The sequence below is a fragment of the Enterobacter sp. BNK-14 genome, assembly GCF_047456095.1.
Classification (GTDB): Bacteria; Pseudomonadota; Gammaproteobacteria; order Enterobacterales; family Enterobacteriaceae; genus Enterobacter; species Enterobacter kobei.
In genome coordinates this window covers 1,257,953-1,284,771 of the sequence record NZ_CP179897.1, presented here as the reverse complement: position 1 = coordinate 1,284,771, position 26,819 = coordinate 1,257,953, and the positions used below count along the sequence as shown (strand labels likewise).

The window sequence follows — 26,819 nt, the reverse complement described above, 5'->3', positions numbered from 1 at the left end:
AATCAATCTATATAAGTGGTAAGTGACCATGCACATTACATTGCGTCAGCTGGAAGTGTTTGCCGAAGTGCTGAAGAGCGGCTCTACGACTCAGGCGTCACAAATGCTGGCGCTCTCTCAGTCTGCCGTTAGCGCGGCGTTGACCGATCTCGAAGGACAGTTAGGCGTTCAGCTTTTCGACAGGGTAGGGAAGCGTCTGGTGGTCAATGAGCATGGCCGCCTGCTTTACCCGCGCGCGCTGGCTCTGCTGGAGCAGGCTATCGAAATTGAACAGCTGTTCCGCGAAGACAACGGCGCGATCCGCGTTTTTGCCAGCAGTACCATCGGTAACTACATCCTGCCGGAAGTGATTGCCCGCTATCGCCGGGATTTTCCCTCGTTGCCGCTGGAGATGAGCGTGGGTAACAGCCAGGACGTCATCAACGCGGTGATCGATTTTCGCGTGGATATCGGTCTCATTGAAGGTCCGTGCCACAACGTCGATATCATCGCCGAGCCCTGGCTGGAAGACGAGCTGGTAGTGTTTGCCTCCCCGGCCTCTTCTTTATTACAGGGCGAGGTGACGCTGGAGCGCCTGGCGCAGGCTCAGTGGATCCTGCGCGAGCAGGGTTCCGGCACGCGTGAAATTGTCGATTACCTGCTGCTGTCTCATTTGCCGCATTTCCAGCTGGGAATGGAGCTGGGGAACTCGGAGGCGATTAAGCATGCGGTGCGTCATGGACTGGGTATCAGCTGCCTTTCCCGACGCGTGATTGCCGAACAGCTTGAGACGGGATCGCTGGTGGAAATTCCTGTTCCATTGCCGAAACTGGTGCGCACGCTGTGGTGCATCCATCATCGTCAGAAACACCTTTCCAGTTCGCTGCAGCGTTTTCTGCGCTATTGCGAGATGTGAAATTGCCCCTCATCCTGGCCCTCTCCCCAAAAGGGGGAGGGAAAAATGATGCTTTACTTATAATCCTGGCCGCGTCATGAAGCTCTCTTATAACTGAGTATTTCTGCCGGAAGGAACGCCGATCGTCTGCTACAATCGCGCCTCATTTATTGAATGGACAGCATTTTCACATGGTTTCAGAAACTAAAACCACAGAAGCGCCCACGCTACGTCGTGAACTCAAGGCGCGTCACCTGACGATGATCGCCATTGGCGGCTCCATCGGTACAGGTCTTTTCGTTGCCTCTGGCGCAACGATTTCGGCAGCTGGCCCGGGTGGGGCATTATTCTCTTATATCCTGATTGGCCTGATGGTCTACTTCCTGATGACCAGCCTGGGTGAACTGGCGGCATACATGCCGGTATCCGGTTCGTTTTCGACCTACGGACAAAAATACGTGGAAGAAGGCTTCGGCTTCGCGCTGGGCTGGAACTACTGGTACAACTGGGCTGTTACCATCGCCGTTGACCTCGTCGCCGCACAGCTGGTGATGACCTGGTGGTTCCCGGACACGCCGGGCTGGATCTGGAGCGCGTTGTTCCTGGTCGTCATTTTCCTGCTGAACTACATCTCCGTACGCGGGTTTGGTGAAGCGGAATACTGGTTCTCTTTGATCAAAGTGGCAACCGTCATCATCTTTATCGTCGTCGGTGTGGCGATGATCGTTGGTATTTTCAAAGGGGCAGAGCCTGCGGGCTGGAGCAACTGGACAATAGGCGATGCGCCGTTTGCCGGTGGGTTCTCGGCCATGATTGGCGTGGCGATGATTGTCGGCTTCTCTTTCCAGGGCACTGAGCTGATTGGCATTGCGGCCGGTGAATCTGAAAATCCGGAGAAGAACATTCCTCGCGCGGTGCGTCAGGTCTTCTGGCGTATCCTGCTGTTCTACGTGTTCGCGATCCTGATTATCAGCCTGATCATTCCGTATACCGATCCAAGCCTGTTGCGTAACGATGTGAAAGACATCAGCGTCAGCCCGTTCACTCTGGTCTTCCAGCACGCGGGACTGCTCTCTGCGGCGGCGGTAATGAATGCGGTGATCCTGACGGCAGTGCTGTCAGCGGGTAACTCCGGTATGTACGCGTCCACCCGTATGCTTTACACCCTGGCCTGCGACGGTAAAGCGCCGCGCATCTTCGCTAAACTGTCTCGCGGTGGTGTGCCACGTAACGCTCTGTACGCCACCACGGTGATTGCCGGTCTGTGCTTCCTGACCTCCATGTTCGGCAACCAGACGGTTTACCTGTGGCTGCTTAACACCTCCGGGATGACGGGCTTTATCGCCTGGCTGGGCATTGCCATCAGCCACTATCGCTTCCGTCGCGGTTACGTAATGCAAGGTCATGATCTGAACGACCTGCCGTATCGCTCAGGGTTCTTCCCGCTGGGGCCAATTTTCGCCTTCATTCTGTGTCTGATTATTACGCTGGGCCAGAACTATGAAGCGTTCCTCGCGGATACTATCGACTGGGGCGCCGTCACGGCAACCTACATTGGTATTCCGCTGTTCCTGATCATCTGGTTTGGTTACAAACTGACGAAAGGAACACACTTCGTTCGTTACAGTGAAATGGAATTCCCGGAACGATTTAAACAATAACCGCAATTCCTCTCTTTCAGCCCGCTCATTCGAGCGGGCTTTTTTATGGGGCGGTTAGAAGCTGTAAGTCATGCCCACGGTATAACGACGTCCATCAAGCACGGTGTCATACGTATCGTAATCAATTTGCTTATCGAGCACGTTATACACACCGGCAGTCACAAGCAGGTTTTTGTTCGCGTTGTAGCGCAGACCCACATCCACCTGGGTATAGGACGGTGTACCCTGGGACATTGATGTACGGCTCAGATACTCAGACGTTTTACCGCGCAGGTTCAGACGACTCCAGAAGCCGACGTCTGGTGTCGCCTGCCAGTCCAGGGTGGTATTGAACATATGTTTTGGCATTTTGTTCAACGGCTTACCGGAGAACTGGCCGCTCTTCTGCTCGGATTCCGTATAAGTGTAGTTGGCAGTCCAGTTCACATCGCGCGTGATTTTCCAGCCGAAGGTAGACTCCACGCCGCGCATGTTGGCTTTGTCCACGTTGACGCGGTCGCTCACGAAATCATAGCTGTGATCGCCAATCGTACAGGCGGGATCGGAACTGCTGTTACAGCGGCGAACTTCAGTAATTTTGTCTTTGAAGTCGGTATTGAACAGCGTCACACCGGCATTAAGATTGTCGTTATTATCCCAGAGCAGGGCGATCTCTTCACTCAGACTCTTCTCTGGTTTCAGGTCCGGGTTGCCAACGATGATACCGTCAAGACGGCCACCACCCGTTACCTGCCCCCAGCTGGCAGACGACTGACGCAGGTCCGGTGCACGGTAGCCCGCAGAAACCCCGCCTTTCAATGTCCACTGATCGGCGAGGTGCCATACACCGTAACCACGTGGCGTCCAGTTAGTACCATAGTTTTGGTCTTTGTCCATGCGCAGGCCGCCGGTTAACGTAAAGCTTTCCGTCATTGCCCATTCATCTTCGGCAAACAGTGCCCAACTCCAGCGTGTCAGTTTGTTCAGGCCATCGGCAGCCTCCAGCTGATTGCCGTTGTCGCGCAGTTTCTCATAGCGATATTGCCCGCCGAGAGTCAGGGTATGATCGGCGAGGAAGATCTGGTTCTGGTTGTTGAAGGTGGTGTTGTACGAGCGCATTTCACGATCCGGGTTATTCGTCTCTTCCTGTTGGATATAGCTGGTGGTATTGAAGTCGTCGTAATAACCGCTGTGGGTTAATGAGTAGGTGGTATGCTCATAGCGGGTTTCGCTTTTGGTATTTGGCGTACAGGTCGTTCCACGGCAGGTTTCCGTCGCTTTCGACATCCCCGGCGTGCTGTTTCTGTCCTGAAGTTCACGGGCAAAGTCGAGGTCGAAATCATTTTGCTCGTCCGGCGTGAAATTCAACGTAATACCGCCGTTACGCATTTTCTGCTCGTTATACCCGTTCACAATCTTATCTTCTGCGCGGCGTGACAAAAGCCCCGTCACTTTTGCGCCAAGCAGCCCGTCAATCAGGGGACCTGAAGCGTAGGCGTTGGTCTGAAATATATCACCGGAATCATTGTTTTCCTGGAAGGTTGCATCGCCATGCAACGAACCTGTCCAGGCCTTGGTGTTCGACACTTTTTTGGTAATGACGTTGATGACTCCACCCATAGCATCAGAACCGTAAAGTGAGGACATCGGGCCACGGATAACCTCGATACGCTCAATGGACTCCAGCGGCGGCAGCCAGCCTTGTTCAATGCCCGAGTTGTCGCTGTTTGGGCGGGTACTGCGCGTACTCACGCGTTTGCCGTTCACCAGGAACAGCGTGTACTGCGACGCCATGCCGCGAATACTGATATCACTGCTGCTCCCGCCGCCAGTAACGACGACGCCCGGGACGTCTTTCAGGGCATCGGTGACATCACGGTAGGCTTTATCTTCAATCTGCTGTTTTGAAATCACCGAGATGGAGGCGGGGGCATTCTGGATTTTTTGTTCAAAACCCGTCGCAGTGACGACAACGGTGTCCTGATCGGCTGCGTGAACGAAGGAGGAAAGTGTGGCGGCGCCAATGGCGGCGGCCAGCAATTTAACGCGTGGTATTGTCATTTGTACATTCCATATAAAAAGAAAAAAACTCCATCGGGATAACCCTGAGAACTGTATGTATTTGTCTTGTAAGAACTCTTTGTGATGGAGAAGAGTCTGGAATTGTACAAAAGAATGTATAATTGTAAACACAAATGATAATTGAAATCATTTGTGTTTGATGTTTGTGGCAAGAAAATAGCCTGGATTCAAGCGGATAGGATTATGTCAATAAGGGGAAAAGCCCGACAGGCGAGAGGCTATCGGGCAAATAGCGAAAATTACGCGAACAAATGCGCCGCGTGGAAGCGGAGATGATCCTCAATAAAGGAGGCCATAAAGTAATAGCTGTGGTCATATCCTGGCTGAATGCGCAGCGTGAGCGGCCAGTCCTTCTGGCGTGCCGCTTCAGCTAAAACGGCGGGCTGGAGTTGCCCGGCGAGGAACTGATCCGCATCGCCCTGATCGATAAGCATCGGGATCGCATTCGCTGAGTCGCTCGCCAGCATCAGCGTACAGCTGTCCCATTCCTGCCATTTCGTTTCATCTTTGCCCAGATAGTGGGTGAAGGCTTTTTGTCCCCACGGTACCTGCGATGGGTTAACAATCGGCGCGAACGCAGAGACGCTGGTATATTTCCCGGGGTTTTTCAGCGCCATGATTAGCGCCCCGTGTCCGCCCATGGAATGTCCGCTGATGGCACAGCGATCGTTTACCGCGAATTCGGCCTGAATCAGCGCAGGCAGCTCGTCACGGATGTAGTCATACATACGATAATGACTCGCCCACGGCTGCTCGGTCGCATTCAGGTAAAACCCGGCGCCTTTACCCAGGTCGTATCCTGCATCATCCGCCACATCGTCCCCACGGGGGCTGGTATCGGGCATCACCAGCGCGATACCCAGCTCGGCCGCAATACGCTGCGCACCGGCTTTGGTTGTGAAGTTTTCGTCGTTGCAGGTCAGGCCAGAAAGCCAGAACAGAACAGGCGGATTCTCTGCCGGAGGCAGGAAAATACTGAACGTCATGGCGCAGTTCAGCGTGGTGGAGTCGTGCCGCCAGCGCTGCTGTCGACCTTCAAAACAACGGTGCTCTTCGAGCAGTTCCATGCAAGGCTCCTTAATGAGAATAGCTATTCATTAGCATCATAATACAGCGTTTTCATTTACCTGTGAGCAACTTTCACTTTCGCGGAACGGCAAGATGCTGCATCATAAATTTACTTTTCTTTAACAATTGGAGCGGTCATGGCGCTGCGTATTGCGCTTAGTGGGTTTGTCGTGCTGGTGGTGGCGATGGGGATAGGGCGCTTTGCCTTTACGCCTCAGGTACCGCTGATGATTGCCGCCGGGCAACTCACGCTCACCAGCGCAGGCCTGGTGGCGGCGATGAATTATCTTGGCTATCTGGTGGGAGCATGGGATGCCATGCGCGCGCACCGCTTTGTTGAAACGCGGCTCTGGCTCGGCATTACGGGTGCGGTTGCATTGACGCTGCTCTCCGCGGCGGCGGATAACGCCGTCGTACACGGCCTGCTGCGCTTTGCGATCGGCTGCATGAGTGGCTGGTCAATGGTGCTCATTGCCGCCTGGACCAACGAGCGGCTGGGGCAACTGGGTAAACCGGGGCTCAGTGCTGCGGTGTTTGCCGGCCCCGGCGCGGGTATCGCCCTGAGCGGCCTGCTCGCGGTCTATATTCAGGCGAAATCCCTTTCGGCCGGTGCGGCGTGGCAGATCTACGGCGTGCTGGCGCTCGTGTTGATTGCGCTGGTGGCACGCTATCTGCCGCGTGCGGGTCAGCTTCATCGCCCGGGGACTGCGCCTGAGCCGCTGCGGCTGACCGCGGATTTAAAGCGCCTGGTCTGGAGCTACAGCCTGGCGGGATTTGGCTATATCCTTCCGGCGACCTTTTTATCGCAAATGGCCGCCGTGCGCTTTCCCGGCAGCCTGTTTGCCCAGTTTGTCTGGCCGATTTTTGGTCTCGCCGCTGTGGTGGGGATTGCGCTCAGCATTGCCTTGCGACATATCTCCACGGCTAACCGCAGGCTGGCTATCGTGCTGTGGCTTCAGGGCGCGGGTGTCCTGGCGGCCTGGCTGCTGCCGGGCATCGGCGGTTTGCTGACGGGCGGGCTGCTGGTAGGTGGCGGGTTCCTTTGCGCCGTGCAGCTCTCTCTTTTATACGGCCGAGAGCTGGCACCGAACCACACGCGTTATATGGCGGGACTGCTCACCACCGGGTATGCCATCGGGCAGTTGATTGGCCCGGTGACGTCGGCATTATCGACCTGGCTAACCCACCGGCTGGAGCCTGCGCTGGGGCTGGCGGGCGTCGCGTTGTTCATCGGCGGCGCGCTGGTCTGGAATCGTCACGCTGAAAGGCAACAGCAATTGCAATAATTATCGTCGTGAATACTGGATTATGTGCGTCGCCTCACGCACAATGAGCGCATACTTTTGCCACAACGAGGGCGAAAGACGCCACACCTGCAGGAGAAGAAAATGTCATCACTCAGTAAAGAAGCTGCCCTGGTCCATGAAGCCCTGCTTGCGCGCGGTCTCGAAACGCCATTGCGTCCGCCCGTTGAGGATATGGACAATGAAACCCGTAAAAGTCTGATTTCCGGGCATATGACCGAGATCATGCAACTGCTTAATCTCGATCTGAGCGATGACAGTCTGATGGAGACGCCTAAGCGCATCGCGAAAATGTACGTCGACGAAATTTTCTCTGGCCTGGATTACGCCAACTTCCCGAAAATTACCGTCATTGAAAATAAGATGAAGGTGGACGAGATGGTCACGGTACGTGATATCACGCTGACCAGCACCTGCGAACATCACTTCGTCACTATCGACGGTAAAGCGACCGTGGCTTACATTCCGAAAGATACGGTGATTGGTCTGTCGAAGATCAACCGTATTGTGCAGTTCTTCGCGCAGCGTCCTCAGGTTCAGGAGCGTCTGACGCAGCAGATCCTGATTGCCCTGCAAACGCTGCTGGGCACCAATAACGTGGCGGTCTCCATCGATGCCGTTCACTACTGCGTGAAAGCCCGCGGCGTTCGTGATGCGACCAGTGCAACCACCACCACTTCGCTGGGCGGTCTGTTTAAATCGAGCCAGAACACCCGCCAGGAGTTCCTGCGCGCCGTGCGTCACCACAACTAATCTCACAGGGCAGGGACCATGGAGCGAAACGTCACGCTCGATTTTGTTCGCGGCGTCGCCATACTGGGTATCCTGCTGCTGAATATTAGCGCCTTCGGTCTGCCGAAGGCCGCTTATCTCAATCCCGCCTGGTACGGCGATATCACCCGAAGCGATGCCTGGACCTGGGCAATCCTTGATCTGTTTGCCCAGGTTAAATTCCTCACGCTCTTTGCCCTGCTGTTTGGCGCAGGACTACAGCTTCTGCTTAAACGCGGCACCCGCTGGATCCAGTCGCGCTTAACCCTGCTGGTGATCCTCGGTTTTATCCACGGTCTGTTCTTCTGGGACGGCGATATTCTTCTCGCGTATGGGTTAGTTGGGCTTATCTGCTGGCGTCTCATTCGTGATGCGCACAGCGTTAAAAGCCTGTTTAACACCGGTGTGATGCTCTATCTCATGGGGCTTGGGGTGCTGCTGCTGCTGGGGATGATCTCTGGCGAAGCGACCAACCGTTCCTGGATCCCGGATGCTGCAAACCTCCAGTACGAGCAGTTCTGGAAGCTAAAAGGCGGTACGGAAGCCATTAGCAACCGGGCGGATATGCTGGGGGATAACCTTCTTGCGCTGGGGGCGCAATACGGCTGGCAGCTGGCAGGGATGATGCTGATGGGGGCGTCATTGATGCGCACCGGGTGGCTGAAAGGGGAGTTCAGCCTGCGTCATTATCGTCGCACCGGGGCGGGGCTGGTTCTGCTCGGCGTGCTGATAAACCTCCCGGCGGTGATGACACAGTGGCACATTCACTGGGATTATCGCTGGTGCGCTTTCCTGCTCCAGGTACCGCGTGAACTGAGCGCGCCATTCCAGACCATCGGCTACGCGGCGCTAATATATGGCTTCTGGCCGCAGCTTTCTCGCCTGTGGCTTGTCAGCGCAGTCGCCTGCGTCGGGCGCATGGCGTTAAGCAATTACCTCCTGCAAACGTTGATATGCACCACGATTTTCTATCGCTTTGGCCTGTTTATGAAATTCGACCGCCTCGGGCTGCTGGCGTTTGTTATTCCGATCTGGGCGGTTAATCTGGCGTTTTCCGTTATCTGGCTGCGTTATTTCCGTCAGGGGCCGCTGGAGTGGGTGTGGCGTCAGTTAACCGCACATGCTTCAGGGGTATCATTGAGTAATACATCCAGATAACGATCTGGATCACAATCATTAACAAAACGGATGTAAGCGTTTTCATGACTGTGAGCTTCTTCACGTAGTCCCTTTTCTCTCGCTGCCAAAATAGCCACCTTGCTAAACACAGGGGGTGTCTGTGAGTTGCTGCAATCCTTTGAAGGATGGTGAATATGATCACCATTCGTGATGTCGCCCGTCTGGCGGGCGTTTCTGTGGCTACCGTCTCCCGCGTGCTGAACAACAGTGCGCTGGTGAGCCCTGAAACCCGTGAAACCGTAATGAAAGCCGTGACCCAGCTCGGGTACCGGCCAAATGCCAACGCGCAGGCGCTTGCCACGCAGGTCAGCGATACCATCGGCGTGGTGGTGATGGATGTCTCAGACGCCTTTTTCGGTGCGCTGGTGAAAGCGGTCGATGTGGTTGCCCAGCAGCATCAAAAATATGTGCTGATTGGCAACAGCTATCATGAGGCGGAGAAAGAGCGTCATGCCATCGAAGTACTGATTCGCCAGCGCTGTAACGCCCTGATTGTTCACTCCAAAGCCTTAAGTGATGAAGAGCTTGCCGGGTTTATGGAACAGATTCCGGGCATGGTGCTGATTAACCGGATTGTGCCGGGCTATGCCCACCGCTGTGTTGGGCTGGATAACGTCAGCGGCGCCATGATGGCCACCAAAATGCTTATCAATAACGGCCATCAGCGGATCGGTTATCTTGCCTCCAGCCATCAAATTGAAGATGACGCGTACCGGCGTGAGGGCTGGCAAAACGCCCTGAAAGAACACGGCATTACCGCATCAGAGAGCTGGATCGGCACCGGTACGCCTGACATGCAGGGCGGTGAGGCGGCAATGGTGGAGTTGCTGGGCCGCAATCTGCAGCTTTCTGCGGTGTTTGCGTATAACGACAGCATGGCAGCGGGCGCGCTGACGGCACTGAAAGATAACGGCATTGCGGTGCCGCAGCATTTGTCGTTGATTGGCTTTGACGACATTCCGATCGCCCGTTACACCGACCCGCAGCTGACCACGGTGCGCTATCCCATTGCTTCTATGGCAAAACTGGCTACTGAACTGGCGTTACAGGGAGCCGCAGGGCTGCTGGATCCTGGGGCGACGCATTGCTTCATGCCAACCCTGGTGCGTCGACATTCCGTCGCGTCGCGGCAAATTGTGGCTCCGATCACTAACTGATTACATGAGGTGATGTAACCGTTTTCAATCTGTGAGTAAATTCACAGTATCTTAACAAGGCGCTGACTATGATGTCAGCGTTTTAGCAGCTGAAACGCTATGTAACGGTGATTATTCACTTTAACAGTAGCCAATGTGCCGCAAACAACGAATAAAACGCATTTCTGGAGCGTTACCGACCACGGAAGAGAGAAATTTTATAAGTGAACGTCGGCTGTCAGTAACGTTTTATTAACATCTGCCTGCCGCTCGTTATTCACCAGAACTACCCTGCATAAAAAAAACCGGAGATACCATGAATAAGAAGGTGTTGACCCTGTCTGCTGTAATGGCAAGCATGCTTTTTGGTGCAGCAGCGCACGCTGCAGATACCCGTATTGGTGTGACGATTTATAAATACGACGACAACTTCATGTCTGTTGTACGTAAAGCTATCGAGAAAGATGCGAAAGCAGCGCCAGACGTACAGCTGCTGATGAATGACTCCCAGAATGACCAGTCCAAACAGAACGACCAGATCGACGTTCTGCTGGCGAAAGGCGTGAAAGCCCTGGCGATCAACCTGGTTGACCCGGCTGCAGCAGGCACGGTAATTGAAAAAGCGCGCGGCCAGAATGTGCCAATCGTCTTCTTCAACAAAGAACCTTCCCGTAAAGCGCTGGATAGCTATGACAAAGCGTATTACGTCGGTACTGACTCCAAAGAGTCCGGCATTATTCAGGGCGATCTGATCGCGAAACACTGGGCAGCGAACCCGAACTGGGACCTGAACAAAGACGGTCAGATCCAGTTCGTTCTGCTGAAAGGCGAACCTGGTCACCCGGATGCTGAAGCGCGTACGACTTACGTTATCAAAGAGCTGAATGATAAGGGCCTGAAAACCCAGCAGCTGGCATTAGATACCGCGATGTGGGATACCGCCCAGGCGAAAGATAAGATGGATGCCTGGCTGTCCGGCCCTAACGCGAACAAAATCGAAGTGGTTATCGCCAACAACGATGCGATGGCAATGGGTGCGGTAGAAGCGCTGAAAGCCCACAATAAATCGTCCATTCCGGTATTCGGTGTGGATGCCCTGCCAGAAGCGCTGGCGCTGGTTAAATCTGGCGCGATGGCCGGTACCGTTCTGAACGATGCCAATAACCAGGCGAAAGCCACCTTCGATCTGGCGAAAAACCTCGCTGACGGTAAAGGCGCGGCAGATGGCACCAGCTGGAAAATTGACAACAAAATCGTTCGCGTACCTTACGTGGGCGTAGACCAGTCCAACCTGGCTGAGTTTATCGGTAAATAAGTGAGTTAACCTGTCTCCACTGGGCGCAATTCGTTGCGCCCTTTTATAACGCGATATGCGAGGCCAACAAGGTATAATTATGGTCAGCACAACTACTCAGTCAACCGGTGAATACTTGTTGGAAATGAACGGTATTAACAAGTCATTTCCCGGTGTTAAGGCACTCGATAATGTTAATTTAAAAGTCCGTCCTCACTCTATTCATGCATTAATGGGGGAGAACGGTGCGGGTAAATCAACATTATTAAAATGTCTTTTTGGGATCTATCAAAAAGATTCTGGCAGCATTCTTTTTCAGGGGAAAGAGATCGATTTCCATTCAGCGAAAGAAGCACTGGAAAACGGTATCTCGATGGTTCACCAGGAATTAAACCTGGTACTGCAACGTTCCGTTATGGATAACATGTGGTTGGGGCGTTATCCAACCAAAGGTGTCTTTGTCGATCAGGACAAAATGTATCGTGACACCAAAGCGATTTTTGATGAGCTGGATATTGATATCGATCCGCGCGCTCGCGTGGGAACCTTATCCGTCTCACAAATGCAGATGATCGAAATTGCCAAAGCGTTCTCCTATGATGCGAAAATCGTCATCATGGACGAACCGACATCGTCATTAACGGAAAAAGAGGTTAATCACCTTTTTACCATTATTCGTAAGCTGAAAGAACGCGGCTGCGGCATTGTCTACATCTCTCACAAAATGGAAGAGATCTTCCAGCTGTGCGATGAGATTACCATCCTGCGCGACGGCCAGTGGATTGCCACGCAGCCGCTGGAAGGGCTGGATATGGACAAGATCATCGCCATGATGGTTGGCCGCTCCCTTAACCAGCGCTTCCCGGACAAAGAGAACAAGCCGGGTGAAGTGATTCTTGAAGTGCGCAATCTCACCTCGCTGCGTCAGCCGTCCATCCGCGATGTCTCCTTCGACCTGCACAAAGGCGAAATCCTGGGGATTGCCGGTCTGGTGGGGGCAAAGCGTACCGACATTGTGGAAACCTTGTTTGGTATCCGTGAGAAGGCCCAGGGCACCATTACGCTGCACGGAAAGAAAATTAACAACCACAATGCCAACGAAGCCATTAATAACGGTTTTGCGCTGGTAACGGAAGAACGTCGTTCGACGGGTATTTATGCTTATCTGGATATTAACTTTAACTCGTTAATTTCTAATATTCGTAATTACAAAAATAAAGTCGGACTGCTGGATAACTCCCGCATGAAGAGCGATACCCAGTGGGTGATTGACTCCATGCGCGTGAAGACGCCTGGCCACCGCACGCAAATTGGTTCGCTTTCGGGGGGTAACCAGCAAAAAGTCATTATCGGACGTTGGTTATTAACCCAGCCAGAAATTCTGATGCTGGATGAACCTACCCGTGGCATTGACGTCGGCGCGAAGTTTGAAATTTATCAGCTGATTGCCGAGCTGGCGAAAAAGAATAAAGGGATCATTATTATTTCTTCCGAAATGCCGGAACTGTTAGGGATCACAGACCGTATTCTGGTTATGAGCAATGGTCTCGTTGCCGGTATTGTTGACACCAAAACGACAACGCAAAACGAAATTTTGCGTCTTGCGTCTTTGCACCTTTAAGATCAGGGGCTCCTCATGAGTGCGTTAAATAAAAAAAGTTTTCTCACTTACCTGAAAGAAGGCGGAATTTACGTTGTTCTTTTAGTCCTGCTGGCCATTATCATTTTCCAGGACCCTACGTTCTTAAGTCTGCTGAACCTGAGTAACATTCTGACCCAGTCTTCCGTGCGTATTATCATTGCGCTGGGCGTGGCGGGCCTTATCGTCACCCAGGGTACTGACCTTTCTGCCGGTCGTCAGGTCGGCCTGGCGGCGGTTATTGCGGCAACCCTGCTGCAGTCGATGGAAAACGCCAACAAGGTCTTCCCGGAAATGGCGACCATGCCGATTTTCGTGGTGATCCTGATTGTCTGCGCTATTGGCGCGGTGATTGGTCTGATCAACGGTATCATCATCGCTTACCTGAACGTGACGCCATTTATCACCACGCTGGGTACGATGATCATCGTTTACGGTATCAACTCCCTCTACTACGACTTCGTGGGCGCGTCTCCTATCTCGGGCTTTGACAGCGGCTTCTCAACCTTTACGCAAGGGTTTATCGCGCTGGGCAGTTTCCGCCTGTCGTATATCACCTTCTATGCGCTGATCGCGGTGGCGTTCGTCTGGATCCTGTGGAACAAAACGCGCTTTGGTAAAAACATCTTTGCTATCGGCGGTAACCCGGAAGCGGCGAAAGTTTCCGGCGTCAACGTGGCCCTGAACCTGCTGATGATCTATGCCCTGTCCGGGGTGTTCTACGCCTTCGGTGGGATGCTGGAAGCGGGTCGTATCGGTTCTGCAACCAACAACCTCGGCTTTATGTACGAACTGGATGCGATTGCAGCCTGTGTGGTCGGCGGCGTCTCCTTCAGCGGCGGCGTGGGTACCGTACTCGGTGTGGTCACCGGTGTGATCATCTTCACCGTGATCAACTACGGCCTGACCTACATCGGCGTGAACCCGTACTGGCAGTACATCATTAAAGGCGCGATTATTATCTTCGCTGTTGCGCTGGATTCACTGAAGTACGCACGTAAGAAGTAAGCTCAACAATGAAAAACCCGCAGCGATGCGGGTTTTTTTATGAGAAAAGTGTGGCTATCAGCGATTTTGAAATAGGCACCAGCCCGGTTTGAAGCCCGAAGGGTTTAAAGATTTTGTTAATGATGTCAGCGGAATAGTTGCCTCTGTCATTTTCTACATCTGACAATGTTTTTCGGGATACGCTGACTAATTTTGCATATTCATCCTGTTTTAGCCCCAACACCTCGACCCTGAGTTTCCTCAGTGCTTCTCCTTGCGTGATTTTACCCAACAATATGTCCCGAATGGCTGCGTGCAAGAGATCCTGACGATCGCGTGTATCGACGCGTGTTAAGCCTGGTGAAACGCGTTGCCTGTTTACCTGCGTTAACTTGTCAGGATCCTCTGCGTCGTCATGATGTCTCCTTCCATTTGCGCTGCGTATACGGGCTAATATTTGCAGAAACTCTGACTCTGTCTTATCGGGTGTTTTCATAATAAGCCCCAGCGGGAAAGTTTGTCTGGAATAAAGCGAAAACCGATTGCAGGCATTTCCAGTATCTGTTTTGGAACACCGCGCGCCGCCAATCTTTCCGGTAGGTCGACGAGTTGAACGGCTGTCTCATGCAGGGCGTTAAGCAACGTCGAAGGGGGAATCCACTCCGCCAGCTCCGGTTGCGCCACCTGCCGCGGCGCCTCTTTCCTGGGCATAATCCAGAAAGTCGGCTGCCCGCTCGATGACGTCCGTAACCGTAAACGTTTTAGCGCTTGCGAATTCATTCCATTCCGGTACGGATTCTTTAATGCGTAAATTCCCAACAGGGGACATTGTGCCAAATTTTAGCAATAAAAAATTTTGCTGGCTGAGTGGTAATTCACTGATACCAAGCGCATTTATCCAGTAGCGACGACTAGCGCCGGCGGGAATGATATCGTCGATGAATCGCAGCCAGCCTGGATTTCCATGGTCATTAAAAAAAAGTGATACGGGGTGATTCAGCGTGACGGCGTGTAAATCATCATAATCCAGAAAATTAATCGCATACTCAGTGAGATAGTTTAATTGCGTGGTGTTCCAGTCGTTGTTTTCACTACCGGGAAATGTGATGAGAGCAATATCCGTCCATACTTCATGTAGATACGCCTGTACAGTTAACGTTTCCATCTCACCTCCATAACCGTTCAATGAGTAAAATATTACTCATTGATCGTGATTAAGGCAAGTAATGCCACTTATACCTCACATTATCCATTTTTTGAGAGGTTAATGAGTAATATATTACTCATTGTGCAAATTTATTTTTTCTTCTGCAGATCAAGCAGCTGCTCTGGCGTTACAGCCGGGTAACCCTGCGCGTCTTCCGGTACTTCATGCATCGCCGGAATCGGCACCAGCGGGCCTAAAAAGCGCGGTTCACGTTTGAAAATGTAGAGGTCCGCCAGCGCGCCAAAGCGCGCGCCAAATTCGCGCACGCGCACGCTCAGCATATCTTTAGGCGACGGCACCGCGTAGCACTGCGCCTGAATACCCATATGCAGCGCAATAAACAGCGCGCGCTCGCAGTGGAAACGCTGGGTGATGATGATGAAGTCGTTGGTGTCGAACACTTTGCGGGTGCGCACGATGGAGTCGAGGGTGCGGAAGCCTGCGTAGTCGAGCACGATGTCGGCAGGATCCACGCCTGCGGCAATCAGGTCCTTACGCATCGTCACCGGTTCGTTATAGCTTTGCAGCGCGTTATCACCGCTTAACAGCAGATAGTTCACCTTGCCGCTGTTGTAAGCGTTCAGCGCGCCCTGAATTCGGTAACGATAATACTGGTTGATCACCCCGGTGCGGTAATACTTGGCGGTGCCGAGTACCACGCCCACCTGGCGATAGGGCAGGTCCTGCAGGTCATCAAAGATGTAAGGGGCGGTTTTCCAGCTCATCCAGCGGTCGAGACCCAGCACGATCAACAGCAGTATGCCGACCAGGACAGACAGGCTGTAAAAAACGCGCTTTAACATGGAGATGGCTCGTTCGTGGATGAAAGTTCACTCAGGCTACTTTACCCGTCTGGTTAGCGCAAGAAACAGCGACTCAACTGAGGGGTTTTTCAGCAATGTGGCGGACATTTCAGTCCGCCGGAAGGATTTATGCCAGCAGTACGCGGTCGATCGTCGTGCAGCCTAACGCCTTGAGCGTCGCAGCGGTGGCATCCCACTGAATCAGTGGCGCATCGGCCTTTTCGGCCAGAATTGCGCGCTGAATGTCGGGGTAGTCGTAGCCGTTCAGGCTCAGCAGGTTGAGCGCACCCTGCAGCGGCGGCAGCGTTGGGTTAAACGCGGCGTTTTCCGCATAGCTGCCGGTGAAGATACGGCCATCGCGGCACTGCAGCGCCACGCCGCTTGGGGCGTTACTGTACGGAGTGTGGCTCTTGTTAGCCGCACGAATGGCCGCTTCGCTCAGGTCATCGCCGGACAGGGCGAAACCATGATCCTGCTCGTCCATCAGCAGCGTTTTAATGTCCAGATCTTTCGGGCCGAAGGCATCCGGCAGGTAATCGCCCAGCGTGTGTGGCGCACGTCCCGGCAGGTTGATGCGCAGTTGCAGCCCGCTGTTCAGCTCGTTCATAAACTGACGGCAGTGGCCGCACGGCGTGTAGTTCACGGTGATGGCGCTCAGGGCCTTTTCACCGCGCAACCAGGCGTGGCTGATGGCGCTTTGCTCCGCATGAACGGTTTGCTGCATGGTTGCGCCCAGGAACTCCATGTTTCCACCGAAGTACCAGGTTCCGCTGACGCCGCGCGCAATAGCGCCGACGTTGAAGTGGGAGAGATCGGCACGCGCGCAGGCGGCAGCCAGGGGCAGCAGTGCGAAAGCCAGCGCGTCTTCATCCAGTCCCGCTGCTTGTTTCAGCATGGAGACCTGCTCTGCCGTCAGCAGGGCGGGGAAATGTGCATCTGCCAGGACGGGAGCAAGGGCTGATTGCAAATTCTCTGCAAGCTGAGCGAAGGCAGCTTGAAAACGTGGGTGCATGGCGTTTGCCTCATAAAGGTTAATGGATCGGTAGTTTACGGAGCCGCTGGGGCTTTATATGTGATCCACTTCTCATTATGTATGCAACTTATGAAATCAAAATGAAATTTGCGCGACGCATCGCAAATTTTAGCCCATCACCGCCAGTATCAACGGGAAAATAAACGGGGCGAGCAGGGATGTGATAATCCCGCATATCACCAGCGCCAGGGAGCTAAAAGCCCCTTCCTGATAGTCCAGCTCCGCGCAGCGGGCGGTACCCAGGGCGTGCGAGGCGGTACCCATCGACAATCCCCGCGCCGCTTTAGTATGGATCCGCATCGCGTTCAGGAGGGTGTGACCAAACACCGCGCCGAGAATACCGACGAAAATGACGCACATCGCGCTGATGGCCGGGATCCCGCCGAGGCTGCCGCCTACCGCCATTGCGATAGGTGTGGTCACCGATTTAGGCAGAATAGAGGCCGCAATTTGTGGCGAAGCGCCCATCAATAGCGCTACCGACGTGCCGGTGATCATCGCCACCAGGCTGCCCACAAAACAGATAGTAATGATGGATTTCCAGCGGGCGCGGATCTGGTGCAGCTGCTCATATAAAGGAAAGGCGAGGGCCACAACGGCGGGCTGCAACAGGTCGTTTAAAATTTTGCTGCCGGCAAAGTAACGTTCGTAAGGGATGCCGGTGAGCAGCAGGAAAGGAATAATTACCACCATCGCCACCAGCAGGGGGTTGAGCAGCGGCATTTTGAAGCGTGCGGCAAGTTTACGCGCGGCGAAGAAGACCAGCAGGGTTAACGGCAGAGACCACCAGATATTAGCCATCATTTTTTTGTTTTCTCCCCGATGACGTTACGTTCGCCATGTACCAGATGTGAACTCCAGCTCACAACAAGGAAAACCACCAGCGTGCTAACCGCGCAGGAGACCACAATCGGGCCGAACTGGGCTTTGAGCAAATCAAAATACTGCATGACCCCGACGCCGATGGGCACGAAAAGCAGCGCCATATAGCGGATGAGGACGAAACAGCCGGGGTTAACCCACTTTGCGGGCAGAATTTGCAGCGCCAGTAAAACAAAGAGGATCAGCATGCCGATAATGCTGCCAGGAATGGTGATAGGCAGCAGCGACGCGATAAAAATCCCGGCATACAGGCAGGCGTAAATCAGGACGAATGCGCGCAGATATTGCCAGATAATGTTCAATGATTTGCTCATGGTGATAGTCCTTGATGAAACGAATTCATCATACAATTAAACCTGAAAATGTGCCACGGATCACATCATGAATTTTGAGCATACCAGACATTCCGGAATGGAACGCCGGGCTTTCCACATACATACAGAGCAGCTACTATAGCGCGTCTTTTTTCACAGGTACTCAGAATGCGTGTTTTACTGGCCCCGATGGAAGGCGTGCTCGACTCTCTTGTGCGCGAGCTGCTTACCGAGGTGAACGATTACGATCTCTGCGTGACGGAGTTTTTGCGCGTGGTCGATATGTTGCTGCCAGAAAAGTCATTCTACCGTCTCTGTCCTGAACTGCACCGCCAGAGCCGGACGCCTTCCGGTACGCTGGTGCGGATCCAGCTGTTAGGCCAGTATCCTGAATGGCTGGCGGAAAACGCAGCCAGGGCCGTGTCGCTGGGCTCGTATGGCGTCGATCTCAACTGCGGCTGTCCGTCAAAGCTGGTCAACGGCAGCGGCGGCGGGGCAACGCTACTCAAGGATCCTGAGCTGATTTATCGCGGCGCAAAAGCCATGCGCGAGGCGGTACCCTCGCATCTGCCGGTCACCGTGAAAGTCCGTCTGGGCTGGGACAGCGGAGATAAGCAGTTTGAAATTGCCGATGCGGTGCAGCAGGCTGGGGCCACCGAGCTGGTGGTGCATGGCCGCACCAAGGAAGATGGTTATAAAGCTGAGAGGATTAACTGGCAGGCGATTGGCGAGATCCGCAAACGGCTCACTATCCCGGTGATCGCCAACGGCGAAATCTGGGATTACGAAAGCGCGCAGGCATGCCTGAAAGAGACGGGCTGCAATGCGGTGATGATTGGCCGCGGTGCGCTGAACGTGCCCAACCTCAGTCGCGTCGTGAAATATAACGAACCGCGTATGCCATGGGCTGACGTGGTGACGCTGCTGCAAAAATACAGCCGTCTGGAAAAGCAGGGTGATACCGGTTTGTATCACGTCGCGCGCATCAAGCAGTGGCTGAGCTATTTACGTAAAGAATACAGCGAAGCGCTGGGGTTATTTCAGGCGATCCGCACGCTCCAGACGTCGGCTGAAATTGCGCGGGTCATTCAGTCAAAATAACTAGCGGTAATATTTAAATTTAAATAATTCACTCGGTGAATATTTTGCTGATTATGTAAATGTATAACAATTTGCGGATTGCCACGCGTTACTAAAAAACGGAAAGTCATCAAGCGTAAGTTGCGCCTTTATTTTTTGAGTGCATGGCGTAATGAAACGTTTTCCTATTTTATCTCTGAGTGCTCCCCTTGTTTTTATGCTGGCTGCGTGCGCACCGGAACATTCCACGGTAGCGCCAATAAAAACGCAGGCGACAGCTGCTTCTGTAAATACCCGGCTTAACCATGCGGACTGGCCGAAAAACGAATGGTGGAAAGAGTATAACGACCCGCAGCTAAATGCGCTTATTGCGATAGCGGATGCCCCGGATATGCAAATTGCCCGGCAACGTATTACGCTCGCGGAAGCACAGGCGAAGGCCGCTATTGCTGCCGATGGCCCACAACTGGATTTTTCTGCGGATGTTGAACGGCAGAAAATGTCGGCAGAAGGCCTGATGGGCCCGTTCGCGCTGACCGATCCGGCAGCGGGAACGACCGGCCCATGGTACACCAATGGCACTTTTGGCCTCACGGCGGGGTGGGATTTGGATCTGTGGGGGAAAAATCGCGCCCGGATTGCCGCGCGTATCGGCAAAGTGAATGCGCAAAAAGCGGAGCTGGAGCAGACTCGCCAGCTGCTTGCCAGCAGCGTTGCGCGCCTTTACTGGGCGTGGCAGACCCAGGCTGCTGCCGGAGATGTCCTTTCCCAAATTAAGCAGGAGCAGAAAAATATTATCGATGCCGATCGCGAACTGTATCAGCACGGTATTACCTCCTCGGTGGAGGGCGTCGAAACCGATATTTATGCCAGCAAAACGGATGAACAGTTAGCGGACGTGAAGGGCAAAATGAAGGCCATTGAGGCGCGACTGACTGCGTTGACCGGTACATCGGCCATAGCGCTTACGCGCCATGCGTTGCCTGCGACAGAAGCCTCGCTCCCTTCAACGCTGGGATATGAACTGCTGGCGCGCCGTCCGGATCTTCAGGAAGCGCACTGGTATATCGAAGCCTCCCTGAGCGAGGTGGAGGCCGCCAGAGCCGCGTTCTATCCTGACGTGAATCTTATGGCCTTCTTGCAGCAGGATGCCCTGCACCTCAGCGATCTGTTCCGCTCTTCCGCTCAGCAGATGGGCGTGACCGCCGGTTTGACCCTGCCGATTTTCGACAGCGGCAGGCTGAACGCCAATCTGGATAGTGCCCAGGCGCAGAATAACCTCTCTGTCGCGAACTACAACAAAGCGGTGGTGGAGGCGGTGAATCAGGTGGCGCGTACGGCCAGCGAAGTCGAAACCCTGTCGGCAAAAAACCGTCACCAGCAGCAGGTCGAAAAAGACGCGGCACGTGTAGTGGCGCTGGCGCAGGCTCGTTTTAGGGCAGGTATCATTGCGGGGTCGCGGGTCAGCGAAGCCAGAATCCCGGCGCTTAAAGAACACCTTGAGACGGTCATGCTGAAAGGACAGTATATCGACGCCACGCTGCAACTGACGTCGGCGCTGGGGGGCGGCTATCATCACGGCTAAAAAGAGGCGTTATCTATACTTATCTCTTTGCTGTTTTTCAGGAGGTGAGTATGACCAGAGTAGCGATTGTTACCGCATCGGATTCCGGGATTGGTAAAACCACGGCCCTGATGCTGGCAGAGCGCGGGTTTGATATTGGCATTACCTGGCATTCTGATGAAAAAGGTGCGCTGGAAACCTGCCGTGAAGTGGAAGCGAAGGGGCAGCGAGCAGAGGCTGTCCATCTCGATTTAAGTACGCTCCCGGAAGGTGCTGAAGCCATTGACGTGCTGATTGCGCGTTTCGGTCGGCTGGACGTGCTGGTTAACAATGCCGGGGCGATGACCAAAGCGCCCTTCCTGGAGATGCCGTTTGACGACTGGAGGAACATCTTCACCGTCGACGTGGACGGTGCGTTTCTCTGTTCGCAGATTGCGGCACGGCAGATGGTGAAGCAGGGGAAAGGAGGGCGAATTGTCAACATTACCTCGGTGCATGAGCACACGCCGCTGCCGGAGGCCAGCGCCTACACCGCTGCGAAACATGCGCTCGGCGGCCTGACCAAATCCATGGCGATAGAACTGGTTAAGCACAACATTCTGGTGAACGCCGTTGCGCCGGGTGCCATTGCCACACCCATGAACGATATGGACGACAGCGAAGTGAAAGAAGGCTCAATGCCGGAAATCCCACTGGCGCGCCCCGGGCATACGAGAGAAATCGCCAGCCTGGTGGCGTGGCTGTGCGACAGCGACGCCAGCTATACCACCGGGCAATCGTTTATCGTTGACGGGGGTTTTATGCTGGCGAATCCGCAGTTTAAGCCGGAGGGGTAGCTACTTTTTGCCCTCTCCCTGTGGGAGAGGGTCAGGGCATCAGGTCGCACCCGGCTACGCCTCATCCCGCGCCTTTTCCCGATGTTTCAGCCACAGCCTGACGCCAATCACCGCCACAACCACGACAAGCAACCATGCCCAGTGCTTCAGATGCTGGTCGAGATTATGCAGCCACGGACCTATCACCTCGCCTCCCACGTAACCGAGCGTCGTAAAGATCAGCGCCCAGGCAACGGCGCCAAGAATATTCAGCGGCAGGAAAATTTTCGGGGGCAGACGGCTGGCGCCAATCAGTATCGGCCCGATTATCCTGAAGCCGTACATAAAACGGGTGCCTATAACGAACAGGTAAGGGTGGCGCTGGATCAGGCGCTGCGCGCGGTTAATTTTCTTTTTGTGTTTAGCGAAACGCTTGAGAAGCGTCGGACCAAAGCGCAGACCCAGAAAGTAGAGTAGCTGATCGCCAATCATGCCGCCCAGCGCGACCGCAGCGACGACCAGCGGAAATTTCAGTAAGCCCTGATGCGCGGCGACGCCGCCTAACAGCGTGATGGTTTCACCTTCAGCCACGCTACCAATGACCAGCGCGGCATAACCATATTGTTCAATGAGTGCGTTAATATCCATTACGTAAATGTTATCTCCCTCAGCGTACCTCGTTTAATCATATACCCCATGAATCAACAGCGGGGAAATCAACGGAAATTTCCCACTGTACATAAAATAATCTAAAGCCTGCATTATACTTAAGGTATCGCTGACGGGCCGACAACAAGGGGGCGCTATGAACCATGTCTGGGGACTTTTCTCCCATCCCGATCGTGAAATGCATGTCATCAAAAGTGAGAACGAAACGGTCTCGCATCATTACACCCACCATGTGCTGCTGATGGCCGCGGTGCCGGTAATATGCGCGTTTATTGGCACAACACAAATCGGCTGGAATTTCGGTGACGGCACCGTGGTTCAGCTTTCCTGGTTTACCGGGCTTTATCTTGCCATTCTCTTTTATGGCCTGATGCTGGCGGGCGTGGCGGTCATGGGGCGTGTCATTCACTGGATGGCACGTAACTATCCGCAACGTCCATCGCTGGCGCGCTGTATGGTCTTCGCTGGATACGTCGCGACCCCGCTGTTCTTAAGCGGTATTGTTGCACTGTATCCACTGGTCTGGTTGTGCGCACTGATCGGTACGATTGCTCTCTGTTACACAGGTTATCTGCTGTATCTGGGGGTTCCAACCTTCCTGAATATCAACAAAGAAGAGGGGCTGAGCTTCTCCAGCTCAACACTGGCTATCGGTGTGCTGGTGCTGGAGGCGTTACTGGCACTGACGGTTATTCTTTGGGGTTATGGATACCGTCTCTTCTAAGCTCACTGCATTGCTGGCGTAAATGCCAGCAATGCAGCATCTGTTCACGATTATCCGCTGGCGACAAAGCACTGTGACGGCTATGATGCCGAAGCCAGCCTGCGTTTATCCGTCGACGCAGGCGGTGTACGTCATTACGTGCGTGAATAATTATCAGAAGTCTCACCATGCTGAAATTCCGAGTCTCTTTACTTAGCCTGGCGCTGTTGCTGGGGGCGTCCGCTGCTGTGCCAGCCGTCGCTAAAACGCCCGCGGTGACCACTGCTGCTGCCCAGCCGCAAATTGCATCCGGCAGCGCGATGATTGTCGACCTCAACACCAATAAGGTGATTTACGCCAGCCATCCGGACCTGGTGCGCCCGATCGCTTCAATAACCAAATTAATGACCGCGATGGTGGTGCTTGATGCCCATCTGCCGCTGGACGAAAAACTGAAAGTGGATATCAGCCACACGCCAGAGATGAAAGGGATCTACTCTCGCGTGCGCCTGAACAGCGAAATCAGCCGTAAAAACATGCTGCTGCTGGCGCTGATGTCATCCGAAAACCGTGCGGCCGCGAGCCTGGCACACCACTATCCTGGCGGTTACGACGCGTTTATTCGCGCGATGAACGCCAAAGCCAAAGCGCTGGGGATGAACAATACGCACTATGTTGAACCGACGGGTCTGTCGATTAACAACGTCTCGACGGCCCGCGATCTGACGAAACTGCTGATTGCCAGCAAGCAGTATCCGCTGATTGGCCAGCTCAGCACGACCCGTGAAGAGATGGCGACCTTTGCCAACCCGGCCTATACGCTGCCGTTCCGCAACACTAACCATCTGGTTTACCGGGATAACTGGAACATTCAGCTAACGAAAACCGGATTCACCAACGCGGCAGGACACTGTCTGGTGATGCGCACCGTGTTTAACGGTAAGCCGGTGGCGCTGGTGGTGATGGATGCCTTCGGGAAATATACTCACTTTGCGGATGCGAGCCGCCTGCGGACTTGGATTGAGACCGGGAAAGTGCAGCCTGTACCGGCCGCAGCTTTGACGTATAAAAAGCAGAAAGCGGAGCAGATGGCGACGGCGCAGAACGATTAAGTACCTCTGCGCGCTGATGCCCTCACCCCAACCCTCTCCCACAGGGAGAGGAGAACACACTAAAAACGGTAACCCAGGTTACCGTTTTGCTTTTATTCCGGCAGCGTCCAGTCCCCGTCGTTGAGCGGGCGCTGCATAATCACCGTATCCCGCCAGTCGCCTTTCTTGTATCCCACGCTGCGCAGCTGACCGACAATCTCGAAGCCATGCTTTTTATGCAGCCGCAACGAACCGGCGTTGTTATTGCCATCTCCCACTACGGCAATCATCTGCCGCCACGGGCCTTGTTCGCAGCGTGCGATAAGCGCATCCATTAATGCCGTGCCAAAACCGCGGCCGGTGGTGCTGGCGTCCACGTAAATCGACTCTTCCAGGGTAAAGCGGTAGGCGTGTCGCGGTCGGTAAGGACTGGCATAGCAGTAACCCACCACGATGCCGCGATACAGTGCGATGAGCCACGGTAAACCGTTCTCAGCCACGCTTTTCATACGCTGGCGCATTTCGTCGATAGTCGGGGGGACTTCTTCAAAGGACGCGCGTCCGTGAAGCACATGCCAGGCATAAATTGCGGTGATGGCATGCACATCATCGGGAAGGGCGTCGCGCACTTCCAGTTCGGTTTCGGATAAAACGTCAACAGCCGACATGATGTGCCTGCTCCTCGTGATCGCATGCCGGAGAAACGTTTCTCCGGCGACAGACCGTTACTCTATTACGATTAACAAGCGCTAAACAATCTCTCAAATTTGGCTGTAGGAATTAATCAGACGCTTGCGTTAAGTGCTGCTCCGCGTCTGGGCTCTCTTTCCAGTATTTCTTCCGCGTTGTTTTACCAATGCCGGGGTTCATGCTGTTTGTAGGGTCATTCTCGCGATAAAACTGCTTAAGTGCGTCAGGAGCTTTATAAAGATGCCCGACGTTGTGTTCCGCAGGATATTGTGCGCCACGCTCGTGAAGAAGGGCGAGCATCTGCTCTTTCAGTTCGTGGGCATCAACCCCTTTTTTGACAATGTAATCCTGATGGAAGACATAGCACATAAAATGGCCGTAATAGAGCTTATGCACCAGCTTGCTGTCAATTTCCGGCGGCAAATGCTCAAACCACTCGGTGTCGTTACGGCGCAGGGCAATATCCAGCGCCAGGATATCTTCCACCTCGTCAGAGTGTACTGCCTGGTAACGGATAGCGGCTCCCGCCGCGGCAAAACGGTGCAGGAAGGCTTTGCTGCCCTCTTCAGGGGTACAGGCGAAGAAATCCCCTTCGGCGGTTTTGAAGAAGTCGGTCAGCCAGGCCTGCGCTTCGGCAATCCCGTCCCCGGCCATTTTCAGCAGCAGATGATGTTCGTACTTATCACGCCAGGTTTTCATTCGCTCCGGCAAATGCGCCGGGAAAACGTTGCCCAGCTTCTGCATAAAGCGGTCGGTGAAGTGAGGTTTGAACAGCGACACTTTCTCCAGCATCGCATCGGTGCGGCCCTTCATGGTGAAGAAGAACGGCATTTTGTCGGTGCCGAGCTTGTCGATCATCAGGAACGTATCTTTGCCGTAACGCTCGGCAATGTCGTAAATGTCCCGATGCATATATTCGCCCGCCACCGGCAGGTGGGTGAATTCGCCCAGAATATGACGACGGATTTCGGTTAACACTTCAGGCTGGTTGGTGCCGATATAAAACACCTGCTGCTTTTTCTCTGCCGGGAAGGTGTCGAGACGCACCGCGAAAACGGCAAGCTTGCCCGCACAGCCGGAGGACTCAAACAGACGGTCCGGGTCGGCGTTATAGCGCGCCGGCGTATCGGCTTCAATATCGCGCACGCGGGTAATGTAGTCATGGTCGTGCGCGTGGCGGCCATCGTGCTGAACGTCTTCATCCTTCACGCGATCGTCGTCGAGCTTGCTGAGGATCTGTTCCGGCGTGACGCCCAGGTCGATACCCAGATGGTTCACCAGCGTCAGCTTGCCGTCTTCATTGATACGGGCAAACAGCGACATCTCGGTGTAAGCCGGGCCGCGCTGCACCAGCGAGCCGCCGGAGTTATTGCAGATCCCACCGACGACCGAGGCGCCAATGCAGGAGGAGCCGATCACCGAATGCGGTTCTCGTCCCAGCGGCTTAAGCGCTTTTTCCAGCGAGTAAAGAGTGGTACCAGGGAAGGCGAGTACCTGCTCGCCTTTATCCAGCAGATGCAGCTTGTCGAGGCGCAGAGTGCTGATAATCACGATGTCACGATCGTAATCGTTGCCGTTCGGCGTAGAACCTTCGGTCAGGCCGGTGTTGGCCGCCTGCATTAATATAATCTTGTCGGCGGCAACGCAGGCGCTCAGCACGCGCCACAGTTCCAGCAGCGTGCCCGGAAAGACCACCGCCAGCGCCTCGCCCTGACCGGAGCGGAAACCCTTACGGTAGCGGGCGGTTTTAGCCGGGTCGGTAAGCAGGTGAGAGGAGCCAACCAGGCGCGACAGTTCGTTAATGAATGTTTTGTTATCGTCAGTTCGAACAGAAGACATCTTCCACTCCTTGTGGTGGGGCAAATTTCTCGCTGTAAAGCATAGCGCGATTAACAGTTTCGCGGTCTACTATTCATGAGAAAAATCAGAGAATAACCCTGCAAGCAAAAGAGGGTTTATGGCACACTGCGCTTTTCGCCCGGACCGGTGGCCTT

General features: G+C 54.1%; 25 protein-coding genes. 14 read left to right on the top strand and 11 right to left on the bottom strand.

What is annotated here, in order from left to right; translation table 11 throughout:
- Positions 1–28 precede the first annotated feature (28 nt).
- Positions 29–895, top strand: a complete 867-nt coding sequence (gene yieE / locus ACMGGM_RS06215) for a DNA-binding transcriptional regulator YeiE (RefSeq protein ID WP_014884572.1) — start codon at positions 29–31, stop codon at positions 893–895.
- Positions 896–1,065: 170 nt separating this feature from the next.
- Positions 1,066–2,535 carry a lysine-specific permease gene (lysP, locus tag ACMGGM_RS06210; protein WP_014884571.1) on the top strand — a complete coding sequence of 490 codons (1,470 nt, stop codon included), beginning with the start codon at positions 1,066–1,068 and terminating at the stop codon, positions 2,533–2,535.
- A gap of 54 nt (positions 2,536–2,589) precedes the next feature.
- Here the strand turns inward: lysP and ACMGGM_RS06205 are convergent, their stop codons facing one another.
- Positions 2,590–4,575, bottom strand: a complete 1,986-nt coding sequence (locus ACMGGM_RS06205) for a ligand-gated channel protein (protein WP_045268787.1) — start codon at positions 4,573–4,575, stop codon at positions 2,590–2,592.
- Between the two features lie 260 nt (positions 4,576–4,835).
- Positions 4,836–5,663 (bottom strand): S-formylglutathione hydrolase, encoded by an 828-nt coding sequence (fghA, locus tag ACMGGM_RS06200; protein ID WP_063943719.1) that lies wholly within the window; start codon positions 5,661–5,663, stop codon positions 4,836–4,838.
- A gap of 138 nt (positions 5,664–5,801) precedes the next feature.
- Between fghA and ACMGGM_RS06195 the strand changes: the two genes are divergently transcribed.
- From ACMGGM_RS06195 to mglC, 7 genes are all read left to right on the top strand, one after another.
- Entirely contained in the window at positions 5,802–6,950 is a 1,149-nt protein-coding gene (locus tag ACMGGM_RS06195) for a YbfB/YjiJ family MFS transporter (protein WP_032636021.1), read from the top strand.
- A gap of 102 nt (positions 6,951–7,052) precedes the next feature.
- Positions 7,053–7,721: a GTP cyclohydrolase I FolE gene (folE, locus tag ACMGGM_RS06190; RefSeq protein WP_014884567.1), complete on the top strand. Its 669-nt coding sequence runs from the start codon at positions 7,053–7,055 to the stop codon at positions 7,719–7,721.
- Positions 7,722–7,739: 18 nt separating this feature from the next.
- The gene (gene yeiB, locus ACMGGM_RS06185) at positions 7,740–8,897 is read left to right on the top strand and encodes a DUF418 domain-containing protein YeiB (RefSeq protein ID WP_023338540.1); all 1,158 of its coding nucleotides are present in this window, start codon (positions 7,740–7,742) and stop codon (positions 8,895–8,897) included.
- Positions 8,898–9,052: 155 nt separating this feature from the next.
- Positions 9,053–10,075 carry an HTH-type transcriptional regulator GalS gene (gene galS, locus ACMGGM_RS06180; RefSeq protein WP_014884565.1) on the top strand — a complete coding sequence of 341 codons (1,023 nt, stop codon included), beginning with the start codon at positions 9,053–9,055 and terminating at the stop codon, positions 10,073–10,075.
- Between the two features lie 295 nt (positions 10,076–10,370).
- Positions 10,371–11,369 (top strand): galactose/glucose ABC transporter substrate-binding protein MglB, encoded by a 999-nt coding sequence (mglB, locus tag ACMGGM_RS06175; protein ID WP_014884564.1) that lies wholly within the window; start codon positions 10,371–10,373, stop codon positions 11,367–11,369.
- Positions 11,370–11,448: 79 nt separating this feature from the next.
- A complete protein-coding gene (gene mglA, locus ACMGGM_RS06170; RefSeq protein ID WP_014884563.1) occupies positions 11,449–12,969 on the top strand; it encodes a galactose/methyl galactoside ABC transporter ATP-binding protein MglA in 1,521 nt (506 codons plus the stop codon).
- A 15-nt stretch (positions 12,970–12,984) separates the two neighbouring features.
- Entirely contained in the window at positions 12,985–13,995 is a 1,011-nt protein-coding gene (gene mglC / locus ACMGGM_RS06165; RefSeq protein WP_013097952.1) for a galactose/methyl galactoside ABC transporter permease MglC, read from the top strand.
- A 37-nt stretch (positions 13,996–14,032) separates the two neighbouring features.
- Here the strand turns inward: mglC and ACMGGM_RS06160 are convergent, their stop codons facing one another.
- From ACMGGM_RS06160 to ACMGGM_RS06135, 6 genes are all read right to left on the bottom strand, one after another.
- A complete protein-coding gene (locus tag ACMGGM_RS06160; RefSeq protein ID WP_063943717.1) occupies positions 14,033–14,470 on the bottom strand; it encodes a helix-turn-helix transcriptional regulator in 438 nt (145 codons plus the stop codon).
- 138 nt (positions 14,471–14,608) lie between these two features.
- Positions 14,609–15,139, bottom strand: coding sequence for a hypothetical protein (locus tag ACMGGM_RS06155; RefSeq protein WP_063943715.1), 531 nt, complete (start codon positions 15,137–15,139; stop codon positions 14,609–14,611).
- 131 nt (positions 15,140–15,270) lie between these two features.
- Entirely contained in the window at positions 15,271–15,984 is a 714-nt protein-coding gene (sanA, locus tag ACMGGM_RS06150) for an outer membrane permeability protein SanA (protein ID WP_032636024.1), read from the bottom strand.
- A 127-nt stretch (positions 15,985–16,111) separates the two neighbouring features.
- The gene (gene cdd / locus ACMGGM_RS06145; RefSeq protein ID WP_063943713.1) at positions 16,112–16,996 is read right to left on the bottom strand and encodes a cytidine deaminase; all 885 of its coding nucleotides are present in this window, start codon (positions 16,994–16,996) and stop codon (positions 16,112–16,114) included.
- 129 nt (positions 16,997–17,125) lie between these two features.
- A complete protein-coding gene (locus tag ACMGGM_RS06140) occupies positions 17,126–17,821 on the bottom strand; it encodes a CidB/LrgB family autolysis modulator (protein WP_014884559.1) in 696 nt (231 codons plus the stop codon).
- Entirely contained in the window at positions 17,818–18,213 is a 396-nt protein-coding gene (locus ACMGGM_RS06135) for a CidA/LrgA family protein (protein ID WP_014884558.1), read from the bottom strand. Before ACMGGM_RS06135 ends, ACMGGM_RS06140 begins: the two co-directional genes overlap by 4 nt.
- Positions 18,214–18,381: 168 nt before the next feature.
- On the opposite strand from ACMGGM_RS06135, the gene dusC reads away from it, so the two are divergent.
- The 3 genes from dusC (at position 18,382) to ACMGGM_RS06120 (ending at position 21,693) form a co-directional block, all read left to right on the top strand.
- Positions 18,382–19,314, top strand: coding sequence for a tRNA dihydrouridine(16) synthase DusC (gene dusC, locus ACMGGM_RS06130; protein WP_063614555.1), 933 nt, complete (start codon positions 18,382–18,384; stop codon positions 19,312–19,314).
- 151 nt (positions 19,315–19,465) lie between these two features.
- Entirely contained in the window at positions 19,466–20,878 is a 1,413-nt protein-coding gene (gene mdtQ / locus ACMGGM_RS06125; RefSeq protein ID WP_414149158.1) for a multidrug resistance outer membrane protein MdtQ, read from the top strand.
- Between the two features lie 50 nt (positions 20,879–20,928).
- The gene (locus ACMGGM_RS06120; RefSeq protein WP_023338536.1) at positions 20,929–21,693 is read left to right on the top strand and encodes an SDR family oxidoreductase; all 765 of its coding nucleotides are present in this window, start codon (positions 20,929–20,931) and stop codon (positions 21,691–21,693) included.
- 54 nt (positions 21,694–21,747) lie between these two features.
- On the opposite strand, the gene ACMGGM_RS06115 is transcribed toward ACMGGM_RS06120, so the two are convergent.
- Positions 21,748–22,320 (bottom strand): DedA family protein, encoded by a 573-nt coding sequence (locus ACMGGM_RS06115; protein ID WP_014884554.1) that lies wholly within the window; start codon positions 22,318–22,320, stop codon positions 21,748–21,750.
- A 157-nt stretch (positions 22,321–22,477) separates the two neighbouring features.
- Between ACMGGM_RS06115 and ACMGGM_RS06110 the strand changes: the two genes are divergently transcribed.
- Positions 22,478–23,065 carry a Yip1 family protein gene (locus ACMGGM_RS06110; protein ID WP_014884553.1) on the top strand — a complete coding sequence of 196 codons (588 nt, stop codon included), beginning with the start codon at positions 22,478–22,480 and terminating at the stop codon, positions 23,063–23,065.
- Positions 23,066–23,232: 167 nt separating this feature from the next.
- Entirely contained in the window at positions 23,233–24,156 is a 924-nt protein-coding gene (pbpG, locus tag ACMGGM_RS06105) for a D-alanyl-D-alanine endopeptidase (RefSeq protein ID WP_014884552.1), read from the top strand.
- A 92-nt stretch (positions 24,157–24,248) separates the two neighbouring features.
- Here the strand turns inward: pbpG and ACMGGM_RS06100 are convergent, their stop codons facing one another.
- Both ACMGGM_RS06100 and dld read right to left on the bottom strand, forming a co-directional pair.
- Complete coding sequence (locus tag ACMGGM_RS06100) at positions 24,249–24,803, bottom strand: GNAT family N-acetyltransferase (protein WP_063943709.1); 555 nt, start codon at positions 24,801–24,803, stop codon at positions 24,249–24,251.
- Between the two features lie 112 nt (positions 24,804–24,915).
- Positions 24,916–26,664 carry a D-lactate dehydrogenase gene (gene dld / locus ACMGGM_RS06095; protein ID WP_045268777.1) on the bottom strand — a complete coding sequence of 583 codons (1,749 nt, stop codon included), beginning with the start codon at positions 26,662–26,664 and terminating at the stop codon, positions 24,916–24,918.
- Positions 26,665–26,819: the final 155 nt, after the last annotated feature.